This window comes from Arthrobacter sp. zg.Y820, assembly GCF_030125555.1.
Lineage (GTDB): Bacteria > Actinomycetota > Actinomycetes > Actinomycetales > Micrococcaceae > Arthrobacter_B.
This window is the reverse complement of sequence record NZ_JASKLX010000012.1, coordinates 234242-246589: the sequence shown is the minus strand read 5'-3', so window position 1 is coordinate 246589 and position 12348 is coordinate 234242. Positions and strand designations below refer to the sequence as shown.

The following is a 12348-nucleotide window of genomic DNA, read 5'->3' as shown; positions in this document are numbered from 1 at the left end:
GCCCTATCAACAGCAATTCCACCGTGCTAATCTTTCGCACTATGCGCCCCCTGGACAGGACCGATACCCGGCTGCTCCTCGCTTTGGCCCGCGATCCGCAGCGAACGGTGGTGGCCTTGGCCGGAGTCCTGGGCATCTCCCGCAACACGGTGCAGGCCCGGCTGGGGCAGCTGGAGAAGAAGCTGGTGTTCCTGCCCTTCGAGCGCCGGATCAGCCCGGCTGCGCTGGGCTACCCGCTGATGGCCTTTGCCCGCGTGCACGTCCAGCAGCAGCGGCTGGCCGAGATCACGTCGGAACTCGCCCTGATCCCCGAGGTGGTGGAGGCGCACGGGCTGACCGGGGACGCGGACATCCTGCTGCGCGTGGTGGCCGCCGACGCCGAGGATCTGTTCCGGGTCGCCAAGATTGTCCTGGCCGTCTCCGGCGTCGAGCGCTGTGACACCAACCTGGCCATCGGCGAGCTCATCCCGTTCCGGGTTTCTCCCCTGCTGGAACGCGACGGGACCGCCGCCACACACTGAAGCGCTAAAGGGCAGAAGGTGCGTCTCTCAGACCTGAGAGACGCACCTTCTGCCATTTCGGCGGGGAGCGGGAACCGGCTGGTGCGGACTAGTGGTCCACGGCCTTCTCTGCGCCGACGCCGGTGAGCGAGCGGACTTCCATCTCCGCCTGCTTCTGCGGCGATTCGTCGTCCTTGCCCACCACGGTTCCCAGCCAGCCCAGGAAGAAGGCGAGCGGGATGGAGACCAGGCCCGGGTTGCTCAGCGGGAAGACCGAGATGTCGATGGCGGAAACCATTGACGTTTCGGACCCGGAGAACACCGGCGAGAGCAGGATCAGCAGGATGGCCGAGCCGAGTCCGCCGTACATGCTCCAGATGGCGCCCTGGGTGTTGAAGCGGCGCCAGTACAGCGAGTACAGGATGGTCGGCAGGTTGGCGCTGGCCGCCACCGCGAAGGCCAGGGCCACCAGGAAGGCAACGTTCTGCCCCTGCGCCCCGATGCCGCCGAGGATGGAGACGACGCCGATCACGATTACCGTGCGGCGGGCCACCTTGACCTCACCGTCGGCATCCACCTTGCCCTTGCGGATGACGTTGGCGTAAATGTCATGGGCGAAGGAAGCGGCAGCCGTGATGGTCAGGCCGGCAACAACGGCCAGGATGGTCGCGAAGGCCACCGCGGAGATCAGTCCCAGCAGGACCGGGCCGCCCAGGGCGAAGGCCAGCAGCGGAGCCGCGGAGTTCACGCCGCCCGGAGCCGAGGTGATGGTCTCCTTCGGGATCAGCGCAGCAGCGCCGTAGCCCAGGATCAGGGTGAACAGGTAGAAGATGCCGATCAGCCAGATGGCCCAGACCACTGAGCGCCGGGCTTCCTTGGCGGTGGGAACGGTGTAGAAGCGCATCAGCACGTGCGGCAGGGCCGCGGTGCCGAGCACCAGGGCCATGCCCAGCGAGATGAAGTCCAGCCTGGAGGTGTCGGTCTTGCCGTACTGCAGGCCCGGGTTCAGGAGTTCGGGGTTGCCGGACATTTCAACGGCGCTGCCGAGCAGCTCGGAGAGGTTGAAGCCGTGCAGGGCCAGGACCCAGACCGTCATGATGGCAGCGCCGGCAATAAGCAGGACGGCCTTGATGATCTGCACCCAGGTGGTGCCCTTCATGCCGCCGATCAGTACGTAAATGATCATCAGGCCGCCGACGACGGTAATGACCAGGGACTGGCCGATCTTGCCGTCGATGCCCATCAGCAGCGAGACGAGTCCGCCGGCGCCGGCCATCTGGGCCAGCAGGTAGAAGAAGCAGACCGCCAGGGTGGTGATGGCCGCGGCAATGCGGACCGGGCGCTGCTTCAGCCGGAACGAGAGGACGTCGGCCATGGTGAACTTGCCGGTGTTGCGCAGCATTTCCGCCACCAGCAGCAGGGCCACCAGCCAGGCGACCAGGAAGCCGATGGAGTACAGGAAGCCGTCATAGCCGTTGATGGCAATGGCGCCGACGATGCCCAGGAAGGAAGCGGCCGAGAGGTAGTCGCCGGCGATGGCAGTGCCGTTCTGCGGGCCGGTGAAGGACCGGCCGGCGGCGTAATAGTCAGCCGCGGTCTTGTTGTTGCGGCTGGCCCGCAGCACGACCACCAGGGTGACTGCCACGAAAAGCCCGAAGATGAGCATGTTCAGCCAGCCGGTTTCCTTGACGGCCTCGGCGGTCACCTCAGTGGCAGCCACAATGTTGACGGTGCTCATTTGCTCTCCTCCGGACGCCGGACGCCCTTGGCCTCAAGTTTCTCGCGCAGGCCCGCAGCGATGGGGTCCATCCGGCGGTTGGCGTAGCTGACGTACCACATGGTGATGCCGAAGGTGCTGACGAACTGGAGCAGGCCCAGGATCAGCCCGACGTTGATGTTGCCCCAGACCGGGGTGGACATGAAGTCGTGGGCGTAGTCGGCCAGGAGCACGTAGGCGAAGTACCACAGCAGGAACACCAGGGCCATCGGGAAAATAAAGCTGCGCTGGCGTTTGCGCAGCTCCTGCAGTTCGGGTGATTTTTGGACCTCAGTGAAGTCCACCGGTGCAGCGGCATGCGCACCGGTTCCTTGGGGCTTTTGTGAAGCCATCGCTCCTCCTTGAGTTGGGCTCGTCCGCACGCCGCTGCCCGCCGTTGACCGGTCGGGCCGGCTTCGGACACCACACACGCACAAACTGTGATCCCCATCACCCTGCTATGGACGGCTCCGTGGCACCAGTTTCGACACCCGCGCCTCGCCGAGCGGTCATTCCCCTGCGGTAAACGGTGCCCCGCGCCCGCCGTCGGGCGCTGCCGCTAGGGTAGTGGGATGTTCAGCCCCGCCGTCGACATTGCCATGGTGTGCACCATCGCCGTTCTTACCGTGGCCCTGGTGGCAGCCCTGGGACACCGCCTGAGCCGGTCCCAGCGCGACCTGGGATCCGACCGGGAACGGGCCGTCTACTCGGCCCTCCACACCGCGAGCCTGGCGTCGCGCCACCTGCGCGCCGGCCTCACCCCCTCGGGCGCCAGCAAGGCCGGGCGCCACCTCCGGGCACTGCTCGGCTGCGACACCCTGGCACTGGCCGATGCCGCGGCGGTCCTGGCCTGGGAGGGATCGCTGCCGGACACGCCCCGCTCCCGCGCCCGGCTGCTCGAGGCCTCCCGCACGGTCCTGGACAGCGGGCGGACCAAGGTGTTCCGCGGCGCTTCACTGCGTTCCCTGGGGCTCGACGACGACGGCGGACGCGAGTTGCTGGTGTGCCCGCTGCAGGTCAACCGGAAAACGGTGGGCACCCTTGCCGTTTTCACGCCCTCGGTCAGCGCCGGCCTGGTCCGGGCGGCCAACGACGTCGCCGCCTGGGTGGCCGCGCAGATCGAGCTGGCCGAGCTGGACACATCCCGCACCATGCTGATGGAGGCCGAGGTCCGCGCCCTGCGCGCCCAGATCAGCCCGCACTTCATCTACAACTCCCTCAACGCCATCGCCTCGTACATCACGACGGATCCGGTGCGGGCCCGGGAACTGGTGGTCGAGTTCGCCGACTTCACCCGCTACACCTTCCGGCGCAGCGGCAACTTCACCACTGTGGCCGAGGAGCTGCAGGCCATCGACCGGTACCTGCTGCTGGAGCGGGCACGCTTCGGCGACCGCCTGAAGATCAGCCTGCAGATCGGCCCCGAGGTCCTGGGCACCGTCATTCCGTTCCTTTCGCTGCAGCCGCTGGTCGAAAACTCGGTGCGGCACGGGCTGGAAGCCGCCGACGGCGAGGGCCACATCACCATCACGGCCGCCGACGCCGGCGCGCAGGCCGTCATCACTGTCGAGGACAACGGTGCGGGCATGGATCCCGAATATCTGCGCGCCGTGCTGGCCGGCCACGCGGAAGGCGACCATGTGGGCCTGCGGAACGTCGACGTCCGGCTGCGCCAGGTCTACGGTGAGGACCACGGGCTGATCATTGACACCGCTCCGGGCGCCGGAACCCTGATCACCATGCACATACCCAAGTCGCAGCCGGGACACCGCACCTGAGTCTTGTAACCTGATTCACATGTCAGCATCAGGTAAACCGGCTTCCCGGCAGATCTCCGTGGTGGTGGTCGACGACGAGCTGCCCGCCGTGAACGAGCTGGCCTTCCTGCTTGGCCGGGACGCCCGGGTGGGCGAGGTGCACCGGGCATCCAGCGGCGCCCAGGCCCTGCTCGCCATCGAAGGAAATTCAGTGGACGCGGTGTTCCTGGACATCCACATGCCGGCAATGTCAGGGCTGGACATCGCCCGCGTCCTGGGCAGCCGGGAGCGCCCGCCGGCCCTCGTGTTCGTGACCGCCGACGAGGAACAGGCCCTCGCGGCCTTCGACCTGGCGGCCGTGGATTACCTACTGAAGCCCGTCCGCCCGGAACGGCTGGCCGAATCAGTCCGGCGCATCTGCGACCTCGCCGCCGAGGCGGCCGACAGCGACGGCGACAGCGACGTCGTCACCGTGGTCCAGGGCGGCACCACCCGCCTGATCCGCCGCGACGACATCCGGTACGTGCAGGCGCAGGGCGACTACGCCCGGCTGCACACCGCCGAGTCCTCCTACCTGATCCGGGTTCCGCTGACGGACCTGGAGGAGCAGTGGGCGGAGGCGGGCTTTGTCCGCATCCACCGCTCCTATTTGGTGTCCCGCTCGCACATCCGGCAGGTGCGGGTGGCCGGCGGCCGCGCCAGCATCAGCGTCGGCACGGCGGAGCTGCCCGTCAGCCGCCGGCACCTGCCCGGGGTGCGCAGCACGCTCGCCGCCAACCGGATCCGGCCCCGCGCATGAGCCCCGATGCTGGCCAGGCGGCGGCATCACCGGACGCCGCGCCGGCGGCCGGACCGGCGGCCGCGGGGCAGGAACGGGTGCGGGTCACCGCCCCGCGCACCGCTCCGGCTTCCGCGGACCCCTACACCGTGTCGCGGGAGCTGGATGAGCAGACCGAGGTGGGTGAGCTGTTCATTGGCTCCCTGATCCGCTCCCAGCTGCGCCTGGCCCTGGTGGTCACCGGTGGCTTCCTGCTGATCCTGCTGGGCGTTCCGGTACTCCTGGCGTTCCTGCCGGTCATCGCCACCCTCACGCTGTTCACCGTTCCGGCGCCCTGGATCCTGCTGGGCGTCGGCGTCTATCCCCTGGTCATCATCTGCGGTGCCCTGTATGTGCGCAGCGCCGACCGCAACGAACAGCGCTTCCTGGACCTGGTCGATGATGCCTAGCTCCGAGGTGCCGGCATGAACCCGGTCGCCGGCTACGCCGCACTGGCCGCCGTCACCGCCGCCACGCTGCTGATCGGCGTGTACGGGCTGCGCATCTCCCGGACCACCGGAGATTTCTATGTGGCCTCCCGGACCGTGCGGCCGTGGTGGAATGCCTCGGCGATCGGCGGGGAATACCTGTCCGCCGCCAGCTTCCTGGGAGTGGCCGGGCTGATCCTCGTGTCCGGCGTGGACGCCCTGTGGTTTCCCATCGGCTACACGGCCGGCTACCTGATGCTGCTGCTCTTCGTGGCCGCTCCCCTGCGCCGGTCCGGCGCGTACACCATCCCGGATTTCGCGGAGGCCCGGCTGGAATCCCTGGCCGTCCGCCGGGTCACCGGCCTGCTGGTGATCGCCGTCGGCTGGCTGTACATCGTGCCGCAGCTGCACGGGGCGGCGCTGACCATCGGCATCACCACCGGGCTGCCGGGCTGGGTGGGCTCGGTGGCCGTGGTGGTGGTCGTCTGCCTGAACGTGGTCACCGGCGGTATGCGGTCCATCACCTTTGTGCAGGCTTTCCAGTACTGGCTCAAGCTCGTGGCCATTGCCGTGCCGGTGCTCTTCGTGCTGTTTCGGCTCTCCCGGGAGGGCCTGCCCTGGACCGACGGCGGCGCGGTGTTCGCCGCGGCGCTGAACCCCGAGACCAGCGCCTCCCTGTACCGGAACATCTCGCTGAGCATTGCGCTGCTCTGCGGAACCCTCGGCCTGCCGCACGTGCTGGTGCGGTTCTACACAAATCCGGACGGCGCCTCGGCCCGGCGGACCACATTGATTGTGCTGGGGCTGCTGTCGCTGTTTTACATCTTTCCCATCATCTACGGCGTGCTGGGCCGCATCTACACGCCCGAGCTGGCCGCCGGAGGAGCGGACTCGACGGTCCTGCTGCTGCCCGGGCGGGTGTTCGACGGAGCACTGGGTGATTTGCTCTCGGCGCTCGTGACGGCCGGAGCCTTCGCCGCCTTCCTGTCCACCACCGGCGGGCTGGTGGTCTCCCTGGCCGGCGTCGTCAGCCAGCAGTTCTTCCGCGGCAGCGTGGGCGGGTTCCGGCTCTCAGCCGTCCTGGCCGCCGTCGTGCCCCTGGGCCTGGCGCTGCTGACGAGCTCGCAGGCGCTGGCCGGCAGTGTGGGCATGGTGTTCGCTTTCACCGCCTCGACGCTCTGTCCGCTGCTGGTGCTCGGCATCTGGTGGCGGGGGCTCACCTCCCGGGGCGCGGTGTCCGGAATGGTGACCGGCGCGGTGCTGTGCGGCGGCGCGATGGTCGCCGGCGGCGTGTTGGCCACCGCAGGAAAGAGTTCGCCGGCGTGGCTGGAACTGCCCGCCGCGTGGACCGTGCCGGCCGCCTTTGCGGTGACGGTGGCCGTGTCCCGGCTGTGGCCGGGCCTGGCGCCGGCCGGGGCCGCCAAGATCCTGGCCCGGCTGCACACACCGGAACGGCGGCGCTGAGCCGGCGGCGTCGAGCGGTCCGGCGCTGAGCCGGGGCCGTCGAGCCGTACTTAGTCGATCGAGGCCATGAGCTCGACAACGCGGTCCAGGAACGCGTCCACCTGGGTTTCCTCGTAGCCCTCGGCGCCCTTGGCTTCGCGGAAGACCGCGCGGCGGACCACGTCCACGCTCAGCGGCTTGTCGTTCTCGAAGTAGTCCAGCAGTTCATTGCAGAGCGCGTCCACGTCTTCAACGTTGTAGCTGGGCACCTTGCGCTTGCTGGGGCGGCGGAACCGTTCACCGGGCTTGCGGTGCAGCCGGGCACGCAAAACGGCGGAGCTGCGGCCAATCTGCAGCAGCCAGGCTTCTTCGCCCTTGTCCTGGATGAGCTGGTCTCTTTCACGCTGGGCAAAAACGTCTTCCAGCCGGTCCAGTGCGGCGTCAACGGCCTGCGGTTCGTAGCCGGCCTTGGCCGGGTCAAACGCCATCGAACGGACGTTGCGGCTGGTGATGGCCTTCGTGGACGTGCTTTCGGAGTTGTAGTAGCTGCGCGCCTTTGCCAGGAACTCATCAACCTGGCGCGTGTTGTAGCCGTATTCCCGTCGCCCCACACGCTCAAAAGGGGCGTTGGCCTGCCGCGCTTCGTCCATGTCTAAATTGTTCCTCTGTGGTCATGCCGCTTTGTGCCGAGACTCTTTGGAAAACCTGTGCATATCTTACGTTGTCGCTTGTCCGGCTCCGGTTCGGCATGACCAAGGCACTGTTCCGCCGCTCCGCCGCCCGCTGAAGGTGCTCCGGGCGACCCCGCCCGCTAGGCTCGAGCCAGCAGCACCGAGAGCATGAACACCACGGGTGAGGCAAAGACCACCGAATCCAGCCGGTCCATGATTCCGCCGTGTCCGGGCAGCAGATTGGACATGTCCTTGACGCCAAGCTCCCGCTTGATCATGGACTCCGAGAAGTCGCCGGCCGTGGCTGCGGCAACGGTGGCTACAGCCAGCACGAGGCCAAACCACCACGGCTGGTCCAGGAAGAAGATGGCCGCCACGATCCCGACAACTGTGGCGCCTGCCGCCGACCCGGCGAACCCCTCCCAGGATTTCTTGGGGCTGATCTTCGGCGCCATGGGGTGCTTGCCGAAGATGGCTCCCACCATGTAGCCGAAGGTGTCGTTGGATACCACCAGGAGCAGCAGGACAGCGACGCCGATCTGACCGTCGGGTTCGCCCAGCAGGAGCAGCGCAAAGCTCAGCAGGAACGGCACCCACAGCACCACGAAGATGCCGGCGAAGATGCTGCGGACCGCGTCTTCGGCGGTATCAATCGCCCGCCAGAGCAGGATCGCCACCACCGTCGCCACGAGGGCAAAAGCCAGTGATTCGCTGCCGCCGAAATACGCCGCGAACGGCAGCGCCACGGTGCCCACAAGCACCGGAACCAGCGGCACCTTGATTCCGCGCACTTCCAGGGCACGGCTGACTTCCCACACGCCGACGGCGGCAAACACCGTGGCAATGGCAACGATCGCAAAGGGGAAGAACAGCAGGCCGGCCAGAAGCGCACCAAGCAGGGTGACGCCGACGGCGATGGCCGCCGGCAGGTTCCGGCCGGCCTTCGAAGGCTTGGCCGGCGCCTTGGGCGTTCCGGTCACGCGGGAAAAGCGCCGGGACGCTGTTCCCTTCCGGGCAGGCCCGGCTCCGTCGGTTGCACTCATATCCGTGGCCTTTGCTGCCGGATCAGTCTCAAGGGACGTACCGCCAGCCTTGCTGGGAGGCTGGTCGTTCGTCATCAGACCTCGAGCAGCTCGGCTTCCTTGCGCTTGAGCAGATCGTCGATGGCCTCGGTGTGGGCCTTCGTCTGCGCGTCGAGGTCCTTTTCGGCGCGGGCGCCGTCGTCCTCGCCGATCTCGCCGTCCTTGACCAGGCGGTCCAGGGCATCCTTGGCCTTGCGGCGGATGTTCCGGACCGAGACCTTGGCATCCTCGCCCTTGGTCTTCACGATCTTGACGTATTCCTTGCGGCGGTCCTGCGTCAGCTCGGGCATGATCACGCGGATGACCTTGCCGTCGTTGGAGGGGTTCGCGCCGACCTCGGAATCGCTCAGCGCGCGCTCGATGGCCCGCAGTGCGGAAACATCGTAGGGCGTGATCAGCAGGGTGCGTGCGTCCGGCGTGCCGAACGACGCGAGCTGCTGGAGCTGGGTCGGAGAACCGTAGTAGTCCACCAGGACCTTGGAGAACAGTGCGGGGGTGGCGCGGCCGGTGCGGATGGTCGCGAAGTCCTCTTTGGCTACTTCCACCGCCTTGTCCATTTTGTCGGTTGCCTCTGCCAGCGTTTCTTCAATCACGGGTGTCTCCTAACACACAAAAAATGTCCACTCAGATGGTGGCTGGGCTCTCTTATTCATCCTAAGCCAAAAGGGTCGGGGTTCCCTGCACCGAGCTCTTGCGAGGTGGAGGGGGGACCCTCTTGGCGCACGGGCCTCCACCGCAGCTGGCGGGGCACGCCCGCACCGGAGGGCCTGGAGGAAGGCGGCTTTATTATTCCGGAGGCCGTCCGCGGCCGAGGGAATATCGTTGCCGCCGTTCCAGGCCCGCAGGCGCGGACCCGGAACGGTGAGGCGGTAAGCCTAGTTGGAAACGATGGTGCCGATCTTCTCGCCGCGGATGGCGCGGGTGACGTTGCCTTCGCCCTCCATGCCAAAGACCACCATGTTGAGGTCATTGTCCTTGCACATCGTCATCGCCGTCTGGTCCATGACGCGGATGTCCTGGCGCAGGGCGTCGTCGTACGTGAGGGTTTCGAGCCGTACCGCGCTGGGATCCTTGTTGGGGTCGGCGGTGTAGACGCCGTCGACGCCGCTCTTGGCCATGAGTACCTCGTCGGCGTGCACCTCGAGGGCGCGCTGGGCGGCGACGGTGTCAGTTGAGAAGTAGGGCAGTCCGGCGCCGGCGCCGAAGATGACCACGCGGCCCTTTTCCAGGTGGCGGATGGCGCGCCGCGGAATGTACGCCTCGGCGACCTGCCCCATGGTGATGGCGCTCTGGACGCGGGTCTCGACGCCGGCCTGTTCCAGGAAGTCCTGCAGGGCCAGGCAGTTCATCACGGTGCCCAGCATGCCCATGTAGTCGGCCCGGGAGCGGTCCATCCCGCTCTGGGACAGTTCGGCGCCGCGGAAGAAGTTTCCGCCGCCCACCACGATCGCGACCTCGACCTCACCGACGGTCGCGGCAATCTGCTTGGCGACGGCGCGCACCGTATCCGGGTCCACGCCGAGCTTTCCTCCGCCGAAGACTTCGCCGGAGAGCTTGAGCAGCACGCGTCGGCGCGCCAAAGCGGTTTCTTTCAGGACGTGGGCCATGGTGGTGCCTCCCGGGGCATAGGACGTGCTTGGTTTATAGAGTAGAGAGCAGTTTTGGGCAGACAAAAGGGGCGGTCACCTTGGTGACCACCCCAGTTGTTCATAATGACGCTTCCGTCAGGTCCAGTGCCTTGGAGGCTAGGCGCCTACGCGGAAACGGGCGAAGCCGGACGGTGCGGTACCGGCTTCTTCGAGTACCTTTGCCACGGTCTTCTTGGCGTCCTTCGCGAACGGCTGGTCCAGCAGCACGATTTCCTTGTAGAAACCGGTCATGCGGCCTTCGACGATCTTGGTCAGCGCGGCTTCGGGCTTGCCCTCGGCGCGTGCCGTCTCGTCAGCGATGCGGCGTTCGTTTTCCACGGTCTCGGCGGGAACTTCTTCGCGCGTGAGGTACGTGGGAGCGTAAGCGGCGGTGTGCACTGCGATGTCGTGTGCAGCGGTCTTTGCCTCGTCGCTGTCACCATCCACAGCGAACAGCACGCCAACCTGGGCCGGAAGGTCCTTGGAGGTCTTGTGCAGGTAGGCATCAACGGTCTTGCCTTCGAGGCGTGCAACCCGGCGGACGACAACCTTCTCGCCCAGGATGGCGCCTTCTTCGACGATGACGTCGGAGAGCGGCTTGCCGTCAACGTTGTAGGCCAGAAGCGTCTCGGCGTCAGCAGCAGCGGACTCCACGGCGGCGTCCAGAACCTTGGCGGCCAGTTCAATGAACTTGGGCGACTTGGCAACGAAGTCGGTTTCGCAGTTGAGCTCGATCATGACGCCGGCGGTGCCATCGATGACCTTGGCAGCAACCAGGCCCTCGGCGGTGGAACGGCCTTCGCGCTTGGTGGCGCCCTTCAGGCCCTTGATGCGGATGAGCTCCATGGCCTTGTCGGCATCGCCGTTGGCCTCGTCAAGAGCCTTCTTCACATCCATCATGCCGGCGCCTGTGCGCTCGCGCAGAGCCTTGATATCAGCAGCGGTGTAGTTCGCCATTTGGACTCCAGTCCTCCCGTTGTAAGTTTGGTGAGATTCCGCCAGAGCGGCTGGCCGGAAAATTCCGGCCAGCCGCGCCAGCAGATACCCTCGGGTCGCCGCGGCCTCAGCAGCGGTGACCCAAGGAACTTCTATTTACTTCTCTGTTGCTTCCGCGGCCGGAGCCTCGGCAGCGGCTTCGGCCGGAGCCTCTACTGCTGCTTCAGCTTCGACGGCCTCTTCGGCAGCCGGAGCTGCGTCAGCGGCGGGAGCAGCTTCAGCGGCAGGAGCCTCGAGGAGCTCGCGCTCCCACTCGGCCAGCGGCTCGGCCGGTGCTTCCGTGTTGCCGGACTTGTTGTGGCGGACGATCAGGCCCTCAGCAACGGCGTCGGCGATAACGCGGGTCAGCAGGTTGACGGAGCGGATGGCGTCGTCGTTACCCGGGATCGGGAAGTCGACGTCGTCGGGATCGCAGTTGCTGTCCAGGATGGCAACAACCGGGATGTTCAGCTTCTTGGCCTCGTCAATGGCGAGGTGTTCCTTCTGGGTATCAACGATCCAGACCACGGACGGAGCCTTGGTCAGGTTGCGGATGCCGCCGAGGTTGGTCTGCAGCTTGGTGAGCTCGCGCTTCAGCAGCAGCAGTTCCTTCTTGGTGTGGCCGGAACCGGCAACATCGTCGAAGTCGATCTCTTCGAGTTCCTTCAGACGCTGGATGCGCTTGGCAACGGTCTGGAAGTTGGTGAGCATACCGCCGAGCCAGCGCTGGTTCACGTAGGGCTGGCCAACACGGGTGGCCTGCTCTGCGATGGCTTCCTGGGCCTGCTTCTTGGTACCGACGAACAGTACGGTTCCGCCGTGGGCAACGGTGGCCTTGACGAACTCGTAGGCGCGGTCGATGTAGGACAGCGACTGCTGCAGATCGATGATGTAGATGCCGTTGCGCTCGGTGAAGATGAAACGCTTCATCTTCGGGTTCCAGCGACGGGTCTGGTGTCCAAAGTGGACGCCGCTGTCGAGCAGCTGGCGCATTGTAACGACGGGCATGTCGTCACTCCTTCCGGCAGCAGACGGCGTGCCGAAGCACGGAAGTCCTGCTGCCAATTGACGGTTTATAGCTGTACACCCGGGCGGGCGAAGCTCCTGGTGCCCATCAGCTGAAGGTCAGCATGCCCTCCCTGCCGGCTTACCGGACCGATGGAAGAGCACCCGCGGCTTCTCCGAGGAAAGGCCGGGATAATTGGGACACGCGTAGTCAGAATTCCGTGCGACCTCCGCTCGGGTTTCGGTGAAATCCCGGGCGGCGTCCTCCCTGCGGGCAGGGAACATG

General features: G+C 66.6%; 13 protein-coding genes. 5 read left to right on the top strand and 8 right to left on the bottom strand.

What is annotated here, in order from left to right; all coding sequences use genetic code 11:
- Positions 1–41 precede the first annotated feature (41 nt).
- Positions 42–521 carry an Lrp/AsnC family transcriptional regulator gene (locus QNN99_RS14915; RefSeq protein WP_229967476.1) on the top strand — a complete coding sequence of 160 codons (480 nt, stop codon included), beginning with the start codon at positions 42–44 and terminating at the stop codon, positions 519–521.
- Positions 522–609: 88 nt separating this feature from the next.
- Here QNN99_RS14915 and QNN99_RS14910 read toward each other — a convergent pair whose 3' ends face one another.
- Entirely contained in the window at positions 610–2238 is a 1629-nt protein-coding gene (locus QNN99_RS14910) for a monocarboxylic acid transporter (protein WP_229967474.1), read from the bottom strand.
- Positions 2235–2609 carry a DUF485 domain-containing protein gene (locus QNN99_RS14905; RefSeq protein ID WP_229967472.1) on the bottom strand — a complete coding sequence of 125 codons (375 nt, stop codon included), beginning with the start codon at positions 2607–2609 and terminating at the stop codon, positions 2235–2237. Before QNN99_RS14905 ends, QNN99_RS14910 begins: the two co-directional genes overlap by 4 nt.
- A 219-nt stretch (positions 2610–2828) precedes the next feature.
- Here QNN99_RS14905 and QNN99_RS14900 point away from each other — a divergent pair, with 219 nt between their 5' ends.
- Genes QNN99_RS14900 through QNN99_RS14885 form a run of 4 tightly spaced genes read left to right on the top strand, consistent with a single transcriptional unit; the run spans position 2829 to position 6722 of the window.
- Positions 2829–4034 carry a sensor histidine kinase gene (locus tag QNN99_RS14900; RefSeq protein WP_229967470.1) on the top strand — a complete coding sequence of 402 codons (1206 nt, stop codon included), beginning with the start codon at positions 2829–2831 and terminating at the stop codon, positions 4032–4034.
- Between the two features lie 19 nt (positions 4035–4053).
- Positions 4054–4812 carry a LytR/AlgR family response regulator transcription factor gene (locus QNN99_RS14895; protein WP_229967467.1) on the top strand — a complete coding sequence of 253 codons (759 nt, stop codon included), beginning with the start codon at positions 4054–4056 and terminating at the stop codon, positions 4810–4812.
- The gene (locus QNN99_RS14890) at positions 4809–5240 is read left to right on the top strand and encodes a DUF485 domain-containing protein (RefSeq protein WP_229967465.1); all 432 of its coding nucleotides are present in this window, start codon (positions 4809–4811) and stop codon (positions 5238–5240) included. Before QNN99_RS14895 ends, QNN99_RS14890 begins: the two co-directional genes overlap by 4 nt.
- A gap of 15 nt (positions 5241–5255) precedes the next feature.
- Positions 5256–6722, top strand: coding sequence for a sodium/solute symporter (locus QNN99_RS14885; RefSeq protein ID WP_229967463.1), 1467 nt, complete (start codon positions 5256–5258; stop codon positions 6720–6722).
- 50 nt (positions 6723–6772) lie between these two features.
- Here QNN99_RS14885 and QNN99_RS14880 read toward each other — a convergent pair whose 3' ends face one another.
- The 6 genes from QNN99_RS14880 to rpsB all read right to left on the bottom strand — a co-directional run bounded on the left by QNN99_RS14880 (position 6773) and on the right by rpsB (position 12065).
- Positions 6773–7351: a DivIVA domain-containing protein gene (locus tag QNN99_RS14880; protein ID WP_229967462.1), complete on the bottom strand. Its 579-nt coding sequence runs from the start codon at positions 7349–7351 to the stop codon at positions 6773–6775.
- Between the two features lie 161 nt (positions 7352–7512).
- Entirely contained in the window at positions 7513–8415 is a 903-nt protein-coding gene (locus QNN99_RS14875) for a phosphatidate cytidylyltransferase (protein ID WP_229967460.1), read from the bottom strand.
- A gap of 74 nt (positions 8416–8489) precedes the next feature.
- Positions 8490–9047: a ribosome recycling factor gene (gene frr / locus QNN99_RS14870; RefSeq protein WP_229967458.1), complete on the bottom strand. Its 558-nt coding sequence runs from the start codon at positions 9045–9047 to the stop codon at positions 8490–8492.
- Positions 9048–9329: 282 nt separating this feature from the next.
- Positions 9330–10061, bottom strand: coding sequence for a UMP kinase (gene pyrH, locus QNN99_RS14865; protein ID WP_229967456.1), 732 nt, complete (start codon positions 10059–10061; stop codon positions 9330–9332).
- 138 nt (positions 10062–10199) lie between these two features.
- Positions 10200–11039, bottom strand: coding sequence for a translation elongation factor Ts (gene tsf, locus QNN99_RS14860; RefSeq protein ID WP_229967454.1), 840 nt, complete (start codon positions 11037–11039; stop codon positions 10200–10202).
- 135 nt (positions 11040–11174) lie between these two features.
- Entirely contained in the window at positions 11175–12065 is an 891-nt protein-coding gene (rpsB, locus tag QNN99_RS14855) for a 30S ribosomal protein S2 (RefSeq protein ID WP_229967452.1), read from the bottom strand.
- Positions 12066–12348 lie beyond the last annotated feature (283 nt).

What these genes read in the sequence shown, in the direction of transcription:
- QNN99_RS14915 (WP_229967476.1), top strand. Translation starts at nt 42, where the DNA reads ATGCGCCCCCTGGACAGGACCGATACCCGGCTGCTCCTCGCTTTGGCC.
- tsf (WP_229967454.1), bottom strand. Translation starts at nt 11,039, where the DNA reads ATGGCGAACTACACCGCTGCTGATATCAAGGCTCTGCGCGAGCGCACA.
- QNN99_RS14890 (WP_229967465.1), top strand. Translation starts at nt 4,809, where the DNA reads ATGAGCCCCGATGCTGGCCAGGCGGCGGCATCACCGGACGCCGCGCCG.
- QNN99_RS14895 (WP_229967467.1), top strand. Translation starts at nt 4,054, where the DNA reads ATGTCAGCATCAGGTAAACCGGCTTCCCGGCAGATCTCCGTGGTGGTG.
- QNN99_RS14880 (WP_229967462.1), bottom strand. Translation starts at nt 7,351, where the DNA reads ATGGACGAAGCGCGGCAGGCCAACGCCCCTTTTGAGCGTGTGGGGCGA.
- QNN99_RS14910 (WP_229967474.1), bottom strand. Translation starts at nt 2,238, where the DNA reads ATGAGCACCGTCAACATTGTGGCTGCCACTGAGGTGACCGCCGAGGCC.
- QNN99_RS14885 (WP_229967463.1), top strand. Translation starts at nt 5,256, where the DNA reads ATGAACCCGGTCGCCGGCTACGCCGCACTGGCCGCCGTCACCGCCGCC.
- rpsB (WP_229967452.1), bottom strand. Translation starts at nt 12,065, where the DNA reads ATGCCCGTCGTTACAATGCGCCAGCTGCTCGACAGCGGCGTCCACTTT.
- QNN99_RS14900 (WP_229967470.1), top strand. Translation starts at nt 2,829, where the DNA reads ATGTTCAGCCCCGCCGTCGACATTGCCATGGTGTGCACCATCGCCGTT.
- QNN99_RS14875 (WP_229967460.1), bottom strand. Translation starts at nt 8,415, where the DNA reads ATGAGTGCAACCGACGGAGCCGGGCCTGCCCGGAAGGGAACAGCGTCC.
- QNN99_RS14905 (WP_229967472.1), bottom strand. Translation starts at nt 2,609, where the DNA reads ATGGCTTCACAAAAGCCCCAAGGAACCGGTGCGCATGCCGCTGCACCG.
- pyrH (WP_229967456.1), bottom strand. Translation starts at nt 10,061, where the DNA reads ATGGCCCACGTCCTGAAAGAAACCGCTTTGGCGCGCCGACGCGTGCTG.